This is a genomic window from Providencia sp. PROV156 (assembly GCF_028480905.1).
Classification (GTDB): Bacteria; Pseudomonadota; Gammaproteobacteria; order Enterobacterales; family Enterobacteriaceae; genus Providencia; species Providencia hangzhouensis.
The window spans coordinates 47,805-64,497 of the sequence record NZ_JAMPPE010000009.1 but is presented as its reverse complement, the minus strand read 5'-3'; the positions used below and the strand labels follow the sequence as shown (position 1 = coordinate 64,497).

At 39.8% G+C, this 16,693-nt stretch carries 12 protein-coding genes and 1 tRNA gene; 9 read left to right on the top strand and 4 right to left on the bottom strand.

The features are described from left to right. Positions 1-20: 20 nt before the first annotated feature. On the bottom strand, positions 21-635 hold the full coding sequence (locus PSF31_RS08710; RefSeq protein ID WP_004262660.1) for a trimeric intracellular cation channel family protein: 615 nt from the start codon (positions 633-635) through the stop codon (positions 21-23). 122 nt (positions 636-757) lie between these two features. Between PSF31_RS08710 and PSF31_RS08705 the strand changes: the two genes are divergently transcribed. Continuing rightward, positions 758-2,089, top strand: coding sequence for a DUF3748 domain-containing protein (locus tag PSF31_RS08705; RefSeq protein WP_176489279.1), 1,332 nt, complete (start codon positions 758-760; stop codon positions 2,087-2,089). Positions 2,090-2,391: 302 nt separating this feature from the next. On the opposite strand, the gene PSF31_RS08700 is transcribed toward PSF31_RS08705, so the two are convergent. Continuing rightward, positions 2,392-2,706, bottom strand: coding sequence for a YceK/YidQ family lipoprotein (locus tag PSF31_RS08700; protein ID WP_096863582.1), 315 nt, complete (start codon positions 2,704-2,706; stop codon positions 2,392-2,394). Between the two features lie 391 nt (positions 2,707-3,097). Between PSF31_RS08700 and PSF31_RS08695 the strand changes: the two genes are divergently transcribed. Beyond that, on the top strand, positions 3,098-4,756 hold the full coding sequence (locus tag PSF31_RS08695) for a putative transporter (RefSeq protein ID WP_004262657.1): 1,659 nt from the start codon (positions 3,098-3,100) through the stop codon (positions 4,754-4,756). Between the two features lie 330 nt (positions 4,757-5,086). Here the strand turns inward: PSF31_RS08695 and PSF31_RS08690 are convergent, their stop codons facing one another. Together PSF31_RS08690 and PSF31_RS08685 are read right to left on the bottom strand one after the other, a co-directional pair. Next, entirely contained in the window at positions 5,087-6,343 is a 1,257-nt protein-coding gene (locus PSF31_RS08690; protein WP_096863553.1) for a valine--pyruvate transaminase, read from the bottom strand. Positions 6,344-6,548: 205 nt separating this feature from the next. Continuing rightward, positions 6,549-7,112, bottom strand: a complete 564-nt coding sequence (locus tag PSF31_RS08685; RefSeq protein ID WP_096863554.1) for a DNA-3-methyladenine glycosylase I — start codon at positions 7,110-7,112, stop codon at positions 6,549-6,551. A 202-nt stretch (positions 7,113-7,314) separates the two neighbouring features. On the opposite strand from PSF31_RS08685, the gene glyQ reads away from it, so the two are divergent. From glyQ to dppC, 7 genes are all read left to right on the top strand, one after another. Next, on the top strand, positions 7,315-8,223 hold the full coding sequence (glyQ, locus tag PSF31_RS08680) for a glycine--tRNA ligase subunit alpha (protein WP_004262647.1): 909 nt from the start codon (positions 7,315-7,317) through the stop codon (positions 8,221-8,223). A 9-nt stretch (positions 8,224-8,232) separates the two neighbouring features. After that, positions 8,233-10,302, top strand: a complete 2,070-nt coding sequence (gene glyS / locus PSF31_RS08675) for a glycine--tRNA ligase subunit beta (RefSeq protein WP_004262644.1) — start codon at positions 8,233-8,235, stop codon at positions 10,300-10,302. A gap of 219 nt (positions 10,303-10,521) precedes the next feature. Next, a tRNA-Pro gene (locus PSF31_RS08670) sits at positions 10,522-10,598 on the top strand. A 177-nt stretch (positions 10,599-10,775) separates the two neighbouring features. Beyond that, positions 10,776-12,362, top strand: a complete 1,587-nt coding sequence (locus tag PSF31_RS08665; RefSeq protein WP_096863555.1) for a ShlB/FhaC/HecB family hemolysin secretion/activation protein — start codon at positions 10,776-10,778, stop codon at positions 12,360-12,362. A 619-nt stretch (positions 12,363-12,981) separates the two neighbouring features. Beyond that, positions 12,982-14,589, top strand: a complete 1,608-nt coding sequence (gene dppA / locus PSF31_RS08660) for a dipeptide ABC transporter periplasmic-binding protein DppA (protein ID WP_004262639.1) — start codon at positions 12,982-12,984, stop codon at positions 14,587-14,589. A 168-nt stretch (positions 14,590-14,757) separates the two neighbouring features. Then, complete coding sequence (dppB, locus tag PSF31_RS08655) at positions 14,758-15,777, top strand: dipeptide ABC transporter permease DppB (protein WP_004262635.1); 1,020 nt, start codon at positions 14,758-14,760, stop codon at positions 15,775-15,777. A 10-nt stretch (positions 15,778-15,787) separates the two neighbouring features. Then, positions 15,788-16,690 (top strand): dipeptide ABC transporter permease DppC, encoded by a 903-nt coding sequence (gene dppC / locus PSF31_RS08650; protein WP_004262633.1) that lies wholly within the window; start codon positions 15,788-15,790, stop codon positions 16,688-16,690. The last annotated feature ends 3 nt before the right edge of the window (positions 16,691-16,693 follow it).

Here is a 16,693-nt window from a genome sequence, read left to right as displayed (position 1 = left end):
AAACTCTTTTATTGATTAGATTAATCTTGGTTTTCGTAATTAAAAATAGGCAAACCGAGACGATAACGAATGGCTATTAGCCTTGCACTCAAGCCAACAACGAGTGTGATAATAACCACGATATCTTTAGGTAAAGGCGTTTGTAATAGGCCAATATAGATCCAAGCGGCAGCGAAAGAAACGCCAGCATAGACTTCTTTTTGGAAAACTAAAGGGATTGTGTTACACAGCATGTCTCTTAACACACCACCAAAAACGCCAGTAATCACTGCTGCAATAGCTGCAATGATTGGGCTGTAGTGCATATCGAGTGCTATTTGGGCGCCAAGTATAGAAAACACAATTAGTCCGATAGCATCTAATATGAGGAATAATCGGCGTAAATGTTTCATCATAGGAGCTATCCAGATTGTCACAATCGCAGCGCCTGCAACAGTCAGGATATACTCAGGATGTTCCACCCAACCTAGGGGGTAATGGCCAAGTAAGATATCACGGACGGAACCACCACCAATTGCCGTCGCGGACGCAATAATAATGACGCCAAAGACATCCATTTTTCGTCTGCCAGCCGCAAGTGCTCCAGTCATGGCTTCTGCGGTGATACCAATAATATAAAGTACACTTAATAACATGGTAGTTTTGTTCGAGATTAAGGTTATTGCTAAAGGGTAATATTACTTATGAAACTTCTCGACTGAGATTTTCTAGTATTGATTAAACTAGATTAGTTAAAGTAATCCGATAGCGATATTAAATGATGTCAAAGGATAACAGATTGAATAATAAATTGCCCTATAAAGAAACATGTTTAACGCATGATGAACGAAGCCACCAACTAACGAATATTAATATCTGGACTCCAGACAGCCAGTGGTTAGCGTATGATATACGGCCGAGCGGTAGTTCTTTTACAGGTTTATCTATAGAAAAAATTCATGTAAAAACATTACAAGTCGTTGAGGTTTATCGTGCAAGTCATGGGGCTCATGTTGGAGTGGTAACGGTAAGTCCTCAACTGCCAACTCAATATGCTTTTATCCATGGCCCTGAGTACCCTGATGAACAGTGGCAATATGACTTTCACCATCGAAGAGGGGTGTATGTTAAAGAAGATCAATTAAATGTAGCTCACCCAATTGATGCAATGTGTATTACCCCTCCGTATTTAGTGGGAGCGTTGCGTGGGGGGACTCATGTCCATGTTTTTAGTCCAGACGGAAAGTGGTTGAGTTTTACCTATAATGACCATGTAATGCATGAATTAGATGTGCAATTAGACCAACGAAATGTGGCAATTGCAGTACCTATTGGGCCCGTTAATGTGAGTCCTAAAATACATTTTCGAGAATATAGTGGCGATTACTTTTGTTGTGTTGTGACGCGAACAACGCAACAGCCTAAGCCTAGCAGCGATGAGATTAGCCGTGCATATGAAGAGGGTTGGGTAGGTCAAAAAGGTTATCAAAAAGAGAATGGAGAGTGGCAAGAAAGAGCGCTGGTGTTTATTGGTGACACTCATTCTACAAATGGAGAAATTATTCCTGAGATCTATATTGTTGATCTACCTTCACAGCTTGAGGATTACATGATTGCGGGGGAATCTCCTATCCAAGGAACAGAATCAAGCATGCCTTCCCCACCAAAAGGTATACAGCAAAGGCGTTTAACTTATACACACGATAAAAAATTTCCTGGTTTAGCGAAGCAGCCACGACATTGGCTAAGAACTTCGCCAGATGGTAAATCAATCGCTTGTTTGATGAATGATGATGACGGTAATGCTCAATTGTGGTTAGTTGATACGCTGACTGGAGTGCAAAGGCAGATAACTCAGGGTTCTTCACCGGTTCAGTCTGCCTTTAGCTGGGATAGTAAAGGTGAGCACATTTGTTTTATTTGTGACAATAGTGTCGTGTATTGTCACGTCGTGAGCGGAACCATACAAAAATTAACACAGCGTACTGAACTTGCTCCTGTTGCTGATGCCGTTGTATTTTCACCTAATGATGAATTGATTGCGTTTATGCGAGATATTGATGGATTTAGGCAAATTTATACCGTAGAAACGGGTTTAAACAGCAAATAACATAATTATGTTACTACAGTCACGAATAAAAAAAGTATTGATAAGCTTTTTTTTATCTGTGACTGTTTTTATTTTTCTCTGATTAGCATTTAAAAAATTTAATTGTTAATTATTCATGTAATGAGTGCAAAAATACTTATAAATAGAATATTTAAGTTAAGAAGATAGTTATCATAATAAGATAATAACTAAACAGATATTATATAAATGATTGGTCAGATCTTAGATTAAAAAATAATGTATTCATAAATACAGTTAATACACAATGAAATTTTAATTACAAACGTTTGATTGAGCCTGAATTACTTTTTGGTTTTATCTTTATTTTCAAGTTCTTCTATGCGTTTTTTGGGTGAGTCTGCTTTATCATCATTACCCGATTTCGCGTAATCTAAAGGAATTAAAAGAGTATCCATAACAACAGAAAAGGGTAAATCAATAGCAAGTAAAGGTTTAACAACCCAGCCGGTCTCATCATCTTTAATCATTTTAATACTGTTTTTCGAACCAGGGTAATAACCTTCTGATGGGCCTGCATGAGTCATAATACTGGAGCAACCACTCAAAATAAGAGGTGCGATAAGAAAATATAATCGTATTGAAATTAAACTCGGCATAGACATTGTTAACCTGTATTTAGTTTGTCGTTCCCAATATTTACTTATAATAACTAAAAACAAGAAATTCACAATAATGGTGTCGTATTATTATTTTATTTAACCGTATGTATTTTTTTAGTTAATAGTTTACTTGTAGCTATTAACTAAAAATGTTTGTCTTAAGTAGCTATTTCTATGAATGATAAATAACGTTAAGAAATAAAGACATACTATTTTATATTTGTTATCAGGTTGAAAATTCTAAAAAAATAGATCATTTATTCCTTCTGAACTGTGCTCTATGGCACATATTACCCTCATGCTATTTGGCATAATCGATTCAGTAGTATGTTTTATCACCTATTTGGGTGTGTTTAACGGGTAACTTGTCGTCAAAAGGATGCGGTCTATGAGTGAATTAGCTCTTACTGTAAGTTTGTTGGCGTTAGCTGCTGCTTTAGGGCTATGGATTGGAAATTGGAAGATCCGTAGTGTTGGGCTAGGGATTGGTGGTGTTCTATTTGGGGGGATCATTGTTGGACACTTCGCCCAAAGTTATGGCTTGCAACTTAATAAAGACATGCTGCATTTTATTCAAGAATTTGGCTTGATACTGTTTGTATACACGATAGGTATTCAGGTTGGGCCTGGTTTTTTCTCTTCTCTACGCGTTTCTGGGCTGAAACTAAATGGCTTTGCGTTGATGGTCGTTGTCTTAGGCGCGGTGGTAACAGCAATCATATATAAAGTCGCGAATATTCCATTACCGATTATCCTAGGTATTTTCTCAGGGGCGGTAACGAATACGCCATCTTTAGGTGCTGGTCAGCAAATTTTAACTGACTTAGGATCTGACCCTAATCTTGTTGGCCAGATGGGGATGGGCTATGCCATGGCTTACCCTATGGGGATTTGTGGCATCTTATTGGTGATGTGGTTAGTACGCATTATCTTTAGAATTTCAGTAGAGAAAGAAGCTTCTGCATTTAATAGTTCCACTTTTCAACAGCGCGACTCTCTGCAGACGATGAACATTGCCATTCGTAACGCCAATCTTGATGGCTTAATGATGCAAGACATCCCACTGCTTGGTAGTGAAGCTATTGTTTGCTCAAGATTAAAACGTGGGGACATGCTGGTTGTTCCTCAGCCTACCACAGAAATTCATTTAGGTGACTTATTGCACGTTGTTGGTTTAAAAGATGATTTAAATAAAGTTCGTTTAATATTAGGTGAGGAAGTTGACGTATCCCTGTCGACATCAAGCTCTATTTTGCATTCCGTTCGTGTGGTGGTGACGAATGATGCCGTACTAAGTAAAAGGCTGAAAGACTTAAACTTAAAACAAAAATATGATGTTGTTGTGACACGATTAAACCGTACTGGTATTGATTTAGTTGCTAATAACAATTCGGTTTTACAATTTGGTGATATTTTAAATATTGTTGGACGTCCTGAGTCAATCGAAGCCGTCACCGCTTTGTTAGGTAATGCGAAACAGAAACTACAGCAAGTTCAAATGTTACCTGTATTCCTCGGGATAGGGCTTGGAGTTGTGCTGGGGTCAATACCCGTTTTTGTTCCTGGTTTTCCTGCTGCGCTGAAACTGGGGTTAGCGGGAGGGCCACTGGTTGTTGCTCTAATTCTCGGTCGTATAGGGACTATAGGGCGTTTATATTGGTTTATGCCTCCGAGTGCAAACTTAGCGCTGAGAGAACTGGGAATCGTCATGTTCCTCGCTGTTGTTGGGCTCAATTCTGGTGGTGGCTTCATTGATACTTTAATTAAAGGCGATGGGCTAACGTGGATTGGTTATGGGCTATTGATTACGTTTGTACCACTATTTATTACAGGTGTTGTAGCTCGAATTTTTGGCAAAATGAACTATTTGAGCCTTTGTGGGGTGCTAGCGGGCTCTATGACAGACCCTCCTGCACTGGCTTTTGCAAATAATATTCATGCGGCCAGCGGTGCTCCGGCATTGTCTTATGCAACGGTTTATCCATTAGCGATGTTTTTAAGAATTATTTCTCCACAATTGCTGGCTATTTTATTTTGGGCGGTTTAGCTAGATGTGATTGTTAAACCGATGAATAGCAGAAATTCTATTGAAATTTCTAAAATTATAGCTTTTTCAATATGATAGTTGGATTTTGATGTTTGATGTATAAGGCAGTAATGAAAGGTATCACGATATATAGGGGCAAAAAGTGCTTTTGTTTAAGCAATAACCAAATAGAAAAGATGTTCTAATAGTTTTGAATGATATTCGTATTGAAAAGTTAATTTGATTTCAATTACGGAGTTCTCGCTAATTTTTAGCCCCTTCTATATGAAAGGGCTTTTTTTTACCTAAATATTACAATAACAGGGCTAAAAGTACCTTGTCGTTTCACAACTAGCAGGTCACTTCTTGATAAGCTTTTTCAAGCTCTTCAGCTAATATCTTGATCCCTTGTTCAATTTTTTCTGGCTCAGGGACATAGTTCATGCGCATACATTGATGTGCATGTGGCCAATCTTGTTCAATACCAGGAAAGAAGTAGTGACCCGGTACCATCAATACACTGCGTTTTTTTAAGCGTTGATATAGTTCTAAACAATTAATTGGTAAGTCTTTGAACCATAACCAAAGGAAAATAGCACCTTCAGGCTTATGAATTAGACACTTATCTTCTGGAATATAACGACGAATAATTTCGATGGCTTCTTCTACACGTTGCTTATAAAAAGGGCCAATTACATTTTTAGATAATGAAATAAGGTCATCTTTTTTAAGCATTTCTAAGGCAAGCGCAGGGCCTATGCCACCAGGAGCAAGGCTGATGATGCCATTCATATTACTAACAGCTTCAATGATTTCTTCGTTAGCGATGATAATACCGCATCGAGTTCCTGGTAAACCAAGTTTAGATAAACTCATACAAAGAATGACATTTTCGTTCCAAAATGGCGTAGCTTCGCTGAAGATAATGCCAGGGAAAGGAACACCATAAGCATTATCTATTAATAGTGGGATATTATGTTGTTTAGCTAGTTGGTCTAAATGCTCAACTTCTTCATCAGTAATGACATTACCAGTCGGATTTGTTGGGCGAGACACACAAATCACACCAATATCATCAGTAACCTCTAATGTGTTGAAGTCGACTCGGTATTTAAATTGACCATTAGGTAAAAATTCAATTTGTGGCTTATTAGCAACGAATAAGCCATCATCAAGACCTGAGTCTGCATAACCGACATATTCAGGGGCAAGAGGAAATAGCACTTTACGGGTGATACCATCTTCAAAGCGACCGGCTAGCAAGTTAAATAGATAGAAAAAAGCACTCTGGCTGCCGTTAGATAGGGCAATATTTTTCGCGCTAATATTCCAACCTAGTTTTGCTTTTAGCGTTGCTGCAAGCGCTTTCAACATGGCATCTTTACCTTGAGGACCATCATAATTACATAAAGTGTCCGTCAATTGGCCATTAGCACACATCTCAGCTAACAGATCTTGGAAATACTTATCCATTTCAGGGATATGAGCAGGATTTCCTCCCCCTAACATAATGGAGCCAGGGGTTCTTATGCCTTCATTCAAGTCTTTCATTAATAATGAAATACCTGAATTTTTAGCAAATTTATTGCCAAATTTAGAAAATATCATCGCATTTATTCACATATATTTATTAGATTGTTAATGGAATTTAAAACATACTCCGCTGCACCTCAGAGTTCAACCACCAATTTCTATCTTTTATTAATATAAAATATCAATATGAATATATTTAGCGGTGTAAAATGTTGCAATGTTAATGCTTTGGTGGTTTATTTTTCTTTTTACTCGATGAGTTACACCGATAAAAACTAATTTATTTAAATTGGCAACAATTCACTAAATGGTCATTTATCATGCCAGTTGCTTGCATAAAGGCGTAGCAAGTAATTGAGCCGACAAATTTAAACCCACGTTTTTTGAGCGCTTTGGAGAGAAGCTTAGAAAGTTCTGTTTCCGCAGGAACTTGCGATGAGAATTCCCAACCGTTGACAATGGGTTGGCCATTAACAAATTGCCAAATAAAAGTGGAGAAGTCTTCACCATTTTCTTTCATGGCTAAATAAGCTTTTGCATTTGCAATAATTGCATTAATTTTTAATCGATTACGGATGATCCGAGTATCTTGCATGAGTCGCTCAATATCGTCTTCATTCATTGATGCAATTTTTTCAGGGTCGAAATGATGAAATAGATCACGATATCCTTGGCGTTTTTTTAAAATGGTGTACCAAGAGAGCCCGGCTTGTTGGCCTTCAAGGCAGATCATTTCAAATAATGTTAAGTTATCATAAGTGGGTTTCCCCCATTCATGGTCGTGATAAGCGATATATTCAGGATCTTGATTGACCCAATGGCAACGTGTTAGTGCGGTATCCATTTTTCATCCTTTTTACAATGGTAATTGGTTTGCTTCAAAAAACAAACTATTTATACTGTATAAATAACCAGCTTAAAAGGGGTGAAAGTATTTTTTTTTATTTTTAGAATAAATACAGACATATTCAATGCTGTATATCTTGCGGTCAAAGGGTATACTGGCGTACTTTCATTAAATTTTACGTATCGCGTGCGGATCTAACATGCAAAAGTTTGATACCAAAACCTTTCAAGGTCTTATCCTGACATTACAGGACTACTGGGCGCGTCAAGGCTGTACCATTGTTCAACCATTGGACATGGAAGTCGGCGCTGGAACTTCTCACCCAATGACGTGTTTGCGTGCATTAGGCCCTGAGCCTATTGCAGCGGCTTATGTTCAACCATCTCGTCGACCAACTGATGGCCGCTATGGTGAAAACCCAAACCGTCTACAACACTATTACCAGTTTCAGGTGATCATCAAGCCATCACCAGACAATATCCAAGAGTTATACCTTGGTTCTTTAAAAGAATTAGGTGTTGACCCAACAGTTCACGACATTCGTTTTGTTGAAGATAACTGGGAAAACCCAACATTAGGTGCCTGGGGATTAGGCTGGGAAGTCTGGCTTAATGGGATGGAAGTCACTCAATTTACTTACTTCCAGCAAGTCGGTGGTCTTGAGTGTAAACCAGTAACAGGTGAAATTACATACGGTTTAGAGCGCTTAGCGATGTATATCCAAGGCGTGGACAGCGTGTATGACCTTGTTTGGTGTGATGGCCCATTGGGTAAAACTACCTATGGTGATATCTATCATCAAAACGAAGTTGAGCAATCAACCTATAACTTTGAATACGCAAATGTTGATTTTCTTTTCAAATGCTTTGAAGAGTACGAAAAAGAAGCTCAACACTTGCTGGCTTTGGAAACGCCACTTCCACTACCTGCATACGAACGTATCTTGAAAGCGGCTCATACTTTCAACTTACTCGATGCACGTAAAGCCATTTCTGTTACTGAACGCCAGCGCTATATCTTACGTATTCGTACCCTAACCAAAGGGGTTGCAGAAGCGTATTATGCTTCTCGTGAAGCGCTTGGATTCCCTATGTGTCATAAGAACTAAGAGGCTGTCATGACTCAACAGACTTTCCTTGTGGAAATCGGCACCGAAGAGTTACCGCCGAAGGCTCTTCGTTCATTAGCTGAATCATTTGCTGCAAATTTTACGGCTGAACTTGATGGGGCAGATATTGCTCATGGTGCAGTAACGTGGTTTGCTGCTCCTCGCCGGTTAGCACTTAAAGTCGCTGATTTAGCGGCTTCACAGCCAGACCGTGAAATTGAAAAACGTGGCCCTGCTATCTCTCAAGCATTCGGTCCAGATGGCCAACCAACTAAAGCCGCTGAAGGCTGGGCTCGCGGGTGTGGTATTACCGTTGATCAAGCTGAGCGTTTGACCACGGATAAAGGCGAGTGGCTACTCTATCGTGCCCAAATGAAAGGGCAGGCAGTCAGTGAATTACTGGCTGATATGGTTAGCCGTGCATTGGCCAAATTACCTATACCTAAATTAATGCGTTGGGCAGATAAGGACACACAATTTGTTCGCCCTGTGCACACGGTAACATTGTTACTGGGTAGTGATGTTATTGATGGCGAAATTTTAGGTATTAAGAGCGGGCGCACAATTCGTGGTCACCGTTTCATGGGTGAATCTGAATTTACTATTGATAATGCGGAACAATATCCAGCCATTTTACGTGAACGCGGTAAAGTCATGGCAGATTACGCAGAACGTAAAGCGGTTATTAAAGCAGATGCGGAAAAAGCGGCTCAGGCTCTTGGTGGCCAAGCTGACTTAACAGATAGTTTGCTTGAAGAAGTGACTTCATTGGTTGAATGGCCAGTCGTTTTAACAGCTAAATTTGAAGAGAAATTCTTAGATGTTCCTTCAGAAGCGCTAGTTTATACCATGAAAGGGGACCAAAAATATTTCCCAGTTTATGATAAGACGGGCAAGTTAATGCCTAATTTTATCTTTGTGGCAAATATTGAGTCTTCTGATCCTCAGCAAATTATTTCAGGTAACGAAAAAGTTGTACGTCCGCGTTTAGCAGATGCTGAATTTTTCTTTAAAACTGACCGTAAACAACGTTTGGAAGATAACTTACCACGCTTAGAAACTGTATTGTTCCAAAAACAATTAGGTACACTGCGTGATAAAACTGACCGTTTAGAAGCATTAGCTGGCTGGATTGCAAACAAAATTGGTGCGGATGTAAACCATGCAACACGAGCTGGTTTATTAGCAAAATGTGACTTAATGACTAATATGGTGTTTGAATTCACAGACACTCAAGGCGTTATGGGAATGCATTATGCACGCCATGATGGTGAGTCAGAAGACGTTGCATTAGCTTTAAAAGAGCAGTACCAACCGCGTTTTTCTGGAGATGCACTTCCATCGACTGATGTTTCAGCCGCATTAGCATTGGCTGAAAAAATGGATACGCTTGCTGGTATTTTTGGTATTGGCCAACATCCTAAAGGCGATAAAGACCCATTCGCTTTGCGCCGTGCTGCATTAGGTGTCTTACGCATCATCGTAGAAAAAGGCTACCAGCTTGATCTTGTTGAAATGACAGAAGAAGCAGCTCGTTTATACGGTGATAAATTAACCAATAAAAATGTGGTTAATGACGTTGTCGAGTTCATGCTTGGTCGTTTCCGTTCTTGGTATCAAGAATTAGGCTATAGTATTGATACCATCCAAGCGGTATTAGCTCGTCATCCAACACAACCTGCTGACTTTGATGCACGAGTGAAAGCCGTTACTCACTTCCGTTCATTAGAAGAGGCGCAGGCACTTGCAGCGGCAAATAAACGTGTTTCCAATATTCTGAGCAAATCAGAAGAAAAATTGGCTGATAACGTTTTAGCTTCTGTTCTAAAAACACCTGAAGAAGTCAAACTTGCGACCCATGTTGTGGTATTGCAAGATAAACTTGCGCCAATGTTTGCAGAAAGGAATTATCAAGAGGCTTTAGTTGAATTAGCTTCTTTACGCGATATCGTAGATGAATTCTTTGCAAATGTTATGGTAATGGATGAAGACCAAGCGGTTCGTATTAATCGTTTGACGCTATTAAGCCAATTACGTGAGTTGTTCTTAAAAGTAGCGGATATTTCTTTGCTTCAATAGCCTTAAAAATAGGTTATTAGCTTGTAGTTAACGTTATTTTTATAAACGCTAACCTGTTTGATAAATAAGCACTAAAATATTCTAGTGCTTATTTTTACTTAAAATAAGGTAATTTGCATATAAGCCTTACTGTTTTGGTGGTTTTATCAGCAAACGAACAGAATTGGCGAAAAATGGGTTGACGATCTCCGTTCTTGGCAGTATTATTCACACCGTTTTCGGCGAGTAGCGCAGCTTGGTAGCGCAACTGGTTTGGGACCAGTGGGTCGGAGGTTCGAATCCTCTCTCGCCGACCAAATTTTAGAACCCACCTCATTGAGGTGGGTTTTTTCGTTTATATCCCTTCTTATTTTTCACCCCAACTATTTCAGACTAACTTGGCTTGCACTCAATAACCTATCTCTGTTGATATATAAGCTGATTCACTCATGTTGTTTTAGGTAAAAACGCTTTTTCATTACAAGGACTCGTTAATGAAAGTTAATAACGTTTTATCGATACATCTTTGTTTCTTCTTATTAAGTCTTTATACCGTTATTGGCTTTAAAGCTTATAGCGCGCCTATAGCCCCTCCAAATGGTATTGTTGAGATGCCATCTACTTGTATTATGATAAACCAAGTACATTTTATTGGGCTTGAGCAGATTAAGGAAATAGCTGTTAGCCAAGTCAATAAATGGCGGCAAAAGATAGAGGGCCAATGTATTGATGAACAAGGCTTACTCAACTATGCAGATGATATTACGGCGAAGTTAATTCATGCAGGCTATCTGACCTCTTACTTGTATTACCCTGAGCAAACTTTTCTGTTTGGTATTTTGCAAGCAAAAATAATAGCAGGAACGGTTTCTTCTGTGGTTTATCAAAATGAGCAGTCAGAAGACAAATCATTACCACACATATTTCCTTTCCAGTTAGGTGATACGCTTAATTTACGGCAAATTGAACAAGGCTTGTACAATTTGCAAAATACATCTTTACTTCCTTTCCATATCAAACTAATTCCTGATGATACTTATGGGAATGCCACGCAAATTGTCGTGGTAGGCCAGCACCGACGCGAATTCCAAGGTGCACTTTCTTTTGAATCACACTCAATTTCTCGGCAAGTCGGTAGCACTGTTGGCCATACTTTTATGGTCGCCAATCCTTTTTTACGAAGTGATTTTTTATATTCAGAAATCAGCCGTCAGTTTAGTAACACAGAAGAAACTGAAATTAAATCAGCAATATTATTTTACTCTCTCCCCTATCAATATTGGTTGTTTTCAATATTTAGTGGGTATCAGGAAAATAAAACAGTTATTACCAGCAATGATGTCGCTTTACCACTACAGCAGCATAACGGCTTCTTATTACTACAAGCCGAATATTTATTAAAACGAACAGAAAAAACGGTAACTTCATTAAGTCTAGGGTCTGAAAGCCAAAAAAGTGACACGTTTTTGGCTGACCTACACTTACGAACACAACAACGCTTGGCTCATTACATCATTGGTGGGTTAACTCATCAGGTCAATTTTTTACGGGGAAGTGCTTTAGTTACATTAACGTATAAACAAGGAACTAACTGGTTTGGTACCAATGTACAGCAAATTACGGGTTTAAATAAGCCACAGGTTTTACAGATTTCGGCTTCAGCAATGAAGGAAGCCTCCCCTTTTCAATATCAAAGCCAATTTGATATGCAATTAAGTCGTGACAAGCTAGATGTTTTATTAGACCAAGGATCACTTACTGGTTTTGGAGGTGTTAGTGGTTTTATCGGTGGAGCTGAGCACCTTGAAATGGGGGATAATAGCTTAAAGCTACAAAACGAGGTGCTCTGGCAGAGCCCATGGCCGCATATGGCTTTATATACCTCGTTAGGTTTAGGTACAACATCAAATGATAGAGCCACATTTTGGAAAGAAAACCTATTGCTGGGAGGGAGAGTCGGAGCTAAAGGCCAAATTGGGAGTTTGTCATATCATTTATTTGTAGAAGCGCCAGTTTGGCAAACTGACCGACTACTGGTAAATTCAATGAGTTCGAGCCTTCAAATGAAATTTCATTATTAATTAAATCATAGGGTTAAAGCTGGTGATTGTATCTATTTAAAATGACCTAGGTAATATTAGGCAATTGTAGTTTTTATCATCAGTATTAAAGCATATTCTGTACTTTGGAAAATAAGAATACAAACTACAGCCAGTATTATTTTATTCTTTAAGTTATCAATTGGTTAAAATTATGTTTAGTGAAAGCAGTTGAATGTTTTTTATTTGCATAAAAAACAAACTAAATAATTACATACTAAAATAATTTCCACATCGATTCTCTCTAGTGTTTTATTTCGTATCATGCCAATAAAAGCACTATATTCGTTCAGTAATTCAGCACTTAATCACAAATATAAAAATAAATAACCTCGATATAAAACCCTATTCACTACTAATTATATGGTTATAACACCTGCATCTTGCACTTCATTATGAAATTTTAAGCTAAATTGCAATGCTAATTGTTTCTAATATGTTACATGAATTGTGGGTGGAGCGTAAATGTGGCTATTGACGAAGTGAGTGACAGTTGATTAATTGCACAATGAATAACAAAAAATACAGATACTACATCTGTCGCTTTTATGACGGATCTAGACATCAAGCAAAACAACATGAACACCATAGGAGCATACAGATGCGCTCTATTAAAAAGACAGGTCTACTGACTGTAGGACTTACATTGGCAGCATTAGCAGTATCAGCAACAGTACAGGCAAAAACGTTAGTTTACTGTTCTGAAGGTTCTCCAGAAGGCTTTAACCCACAGTTGTTCACATCAGGAACAACCTATGATGCAAGCTCTATCCCGCTGTATAACCGTTTAGTTGAATTCAAATTAGGAACAACGGAAATTGAACCGGGTTTAGCGGAAAGCTGGGAAGTGAGTGATGATGGTAAAGAGTACACTTTCCATCTACGTAAGGGTGTCAAATGGCACTCTAACAAAGAATTTAAACCGACCCGTGATCTTAACGCAGATGATGTGATTTATACATTTATGCGCCAAAAAGATGCAAATCACCCATATCATAAAGTTTCAGGCGGTAGCTACGAATACTTTATGGGAATGGATATGGATAAAATTATCGATAAAGTTGAAAAAGTCGATGATAACACAGTAAAAATCACATTAACTCGCCCAGAATCACCATTCTTAGCTGATATGGCAATGGACTTTGCATCGATTCTTTCTGCTGAATATGCAGACCAGATGTTGAAAGCGGGTACGCCAGAGAAAGTGGACTTAAACCCAATTGGAACGGGCCCATTTGTTCTGCAACAATACCAAAAAGACTCTCGTATTCTTTATAAAGCCAATGACCAATATTGGGGTACAAAACCTAAACTTGACCGTTTAGTCTTCTCTATCACACCAGATGCTTCCGTTCGTTATGCAAAACTGCAAAAAAATGAATGCCAAGTCATGCCATATCCAAATCCGGCTGATTTAGAGCGCATGAAGCAAGATAAAGACATTACATTAATGGAGCAACCAGGCCTAAACGTCGGCTATCTCTCTTATAATGTTGAGAAAAAACCATTAGATAATCAAAAGGTTCGCCAAGCACTGTCTATGGCGGTGAACAAAGATGCAATTATCGAAGCGGTTTATCAAGGTGCAGGCCAAAAAGCGAAAAACCTTATCCCACCGACAATGTGGGGCTATAACGATGCGGTAAACGATTACGAATATAATCCTGAAAAAGCCAAAGCCTTATTAGCAGAAGCGGGTTTCCCGAATGGTTTTGAAATTGACCTGTGGGCAATGCCTGTTCAACGACCATATAACCCAAATGCACGCCGTATGGCGGAAATGATCCAAGCAGACTGGGCAAAAGTTGGCGTTAAATCAAAAGTTGTTAGCTACGAATGGGGAGAGTACCTCAAACGTGCGAAAGATGGTGAGCCACAAACAGTAATGATGGGTTGGACGGGTGACAATGGGGACCCTGATAACTTCTTTGCAACCTTGTTTAGCTGTGCAGCAAAAGAGCAAGGTTCTAATTACTCAAAATGGTGTAATGAAAGCTTTGAGAACTTGATCCAACCAGCGCGCCAAACAGCAGATCATGACAAGCGAGTCGAACTGTACAAACAAGCGCAAGTTGTGATGAATGAGCAGGCGCCAGCCCTGATTATCGCGCACTCTACAGTGTTTGAACCTGTACGTAAAGAAGTCAAAGGCTATGTGGTTGACCCACTAGGCAAGCACCACTTCGAAAACGTCGATATTGAGAAGTAATCGTATCTAATCTGTCTATGCCCTTCGTTGCTGGTTTAGAGCGGAGGGCGTTTTCTTCTCTAGAAGAAGCAGAGAAGTTAAGTTGTTTGTGAGCACCCGGAAAAGCAATTTTCTGAGTAGCCAAACGGACTAAGAGCCGTCAACGGCATTATTAAAGAGATTCAGGATATGTTGCAATTTATCCTCCGACGATTGGGGCTTGTGATCCCCACGTTTATCGGTATTACATTATTGACTTTTGCCTTTGTCCACATGATCCCAGGCGACCCGGTGATGATCATGGCCGGTGAAAGGGGACTATCCCCTGAAAGGCATGCTTATTTAATGGCAGAGTTAGGGCTTGATCAGCCACTTTGGAAACAATATCTTCATTATATCAATGGGATATTTCATGGTGATTTAGGGATTTCCTTAAAAAGTCGCATCGGTGTATGGGAAGAGTTTTTGCCCCGTTTTTTAGCGACAGTGGAATTGGCAACTTGTGCCATGATTTTTGCAATTTCTGTAGGGATCCCAGTTGGGGTTTTAGCCGCAGTAAAACGTGGTTCAATCTTTGACCATACTGCGATTGGCCTTTCTTTAACAGGCTACTCAATGCCTATCTTCTGGTGGGGGATCATGCTCATCATGTTAGTGTCGGTGCAATTAGACCTCACCCCTGTTGCAGGACGAGTGAGTGACACTGTTTTTCTTGATGATTCCCAGCCTCTGACCGGTTTTATGCTAATTGATACCCTAATTTGGGGTGAAGATGGCGATTTTATTGATGCGGTAGAGCACTTGATATTGCCTTCCATTGTTTTGGGTACGATCCCATTAGCCGTTATTGTGCGTATGACTCGCTCGTCAATGCTGGAAGTATTGGGAGAGGATTATATTCGTACTGCACGTGCTAAAGGTCTTGGCCGCGCTCGCGTAATTTTAATTCACGCACTACGCAATGCATTATTACCCGTTGTTACGGTGATTGGTTTGCAGGTTGGGGTGATGTTAGCAGGGGCTATCTTGACAGAAACTATTTTCTCATGGCCTGGGTTAGGGCGCTGGTTAATCGAAGGGCTACAGCGTCGTGATTACCCTGTGGTACAAGGGGGAGTTCTGCTGGTTGCTACACTGATTATCTTCGTAAACTTAGTGGTCGACGTGCTGTATGGCATTGTAAACCCACGTATTCGTCATAAGAAATAAGGAGCGCTAAATGTCTCAATCTACTGAGCCAACCGTTGTCAGCGCCCCACAGCCGATGACACCATTACAAGAATTTTGGCATTATTTTAAACGTAACAAAGGGGCAGTTGTCGGGATGTTCTACATTATCCTGATGGTACTGATTGCGATTTTTGCAGGTATATTAGCTCCACATGCTCCAGATGAACAATTTCGTGATTTCTTACTTGCTCCGCCAGTTTGGGAAGATGGGGGAAGTTGGCAGTTTATTTTAGGCACTGATGATGTTGGGCGTGATTTACTCTCTCGTTTAATGTATGGCGCCCGCCTGTCACTGCTAGTTGGTTGTTTAGTGGTTGTGCTGTCGTTAATCATGGGGGTCACTATTGGTGTGATCGCTGGCTATTTTGGTGGTGTCGTTGACGCATTAATTATGCGAGTTGTCGATATCATGTTGGCATTGCCAAGTTTGTTATTAGCTTTGGTACTGGTCGCCATTTTTGGACCTTCGATTGTTAATGCCTCGATTGCTTTGACGTTTGTTGCATTACCTCACTATATTCGATTAACACGAGCGGCTGTTTTAGTGGAAGTCAACCGTGACTATGTGACGGCTTCTCGTGTTGCGGGTGCAGGGGCAGTACGCCAAATGTTCGTGAATATTTTGCCTAACTGTTTGGCACCATTGATTGTACAGGCCTCTTTAGGTTTTTCGAATGCCATTTTAGATATGGCTGCTTTGGGTTTCCTCGGAATGGGCGCGCAGCCACCAACTCCTGAGTGGGGAACGATGCTGTCTGATGTGCTGCAATTTGCACAAAGCGCATGGTGGGTTGTGACTTTCCCTGGACTGGCAATTTTATTGACGGTGCTTGCGTTTAACCTGATGGGTGATGGGTTACGTGATGCATTTGATCCAAAACTCAAGCAGTGATGA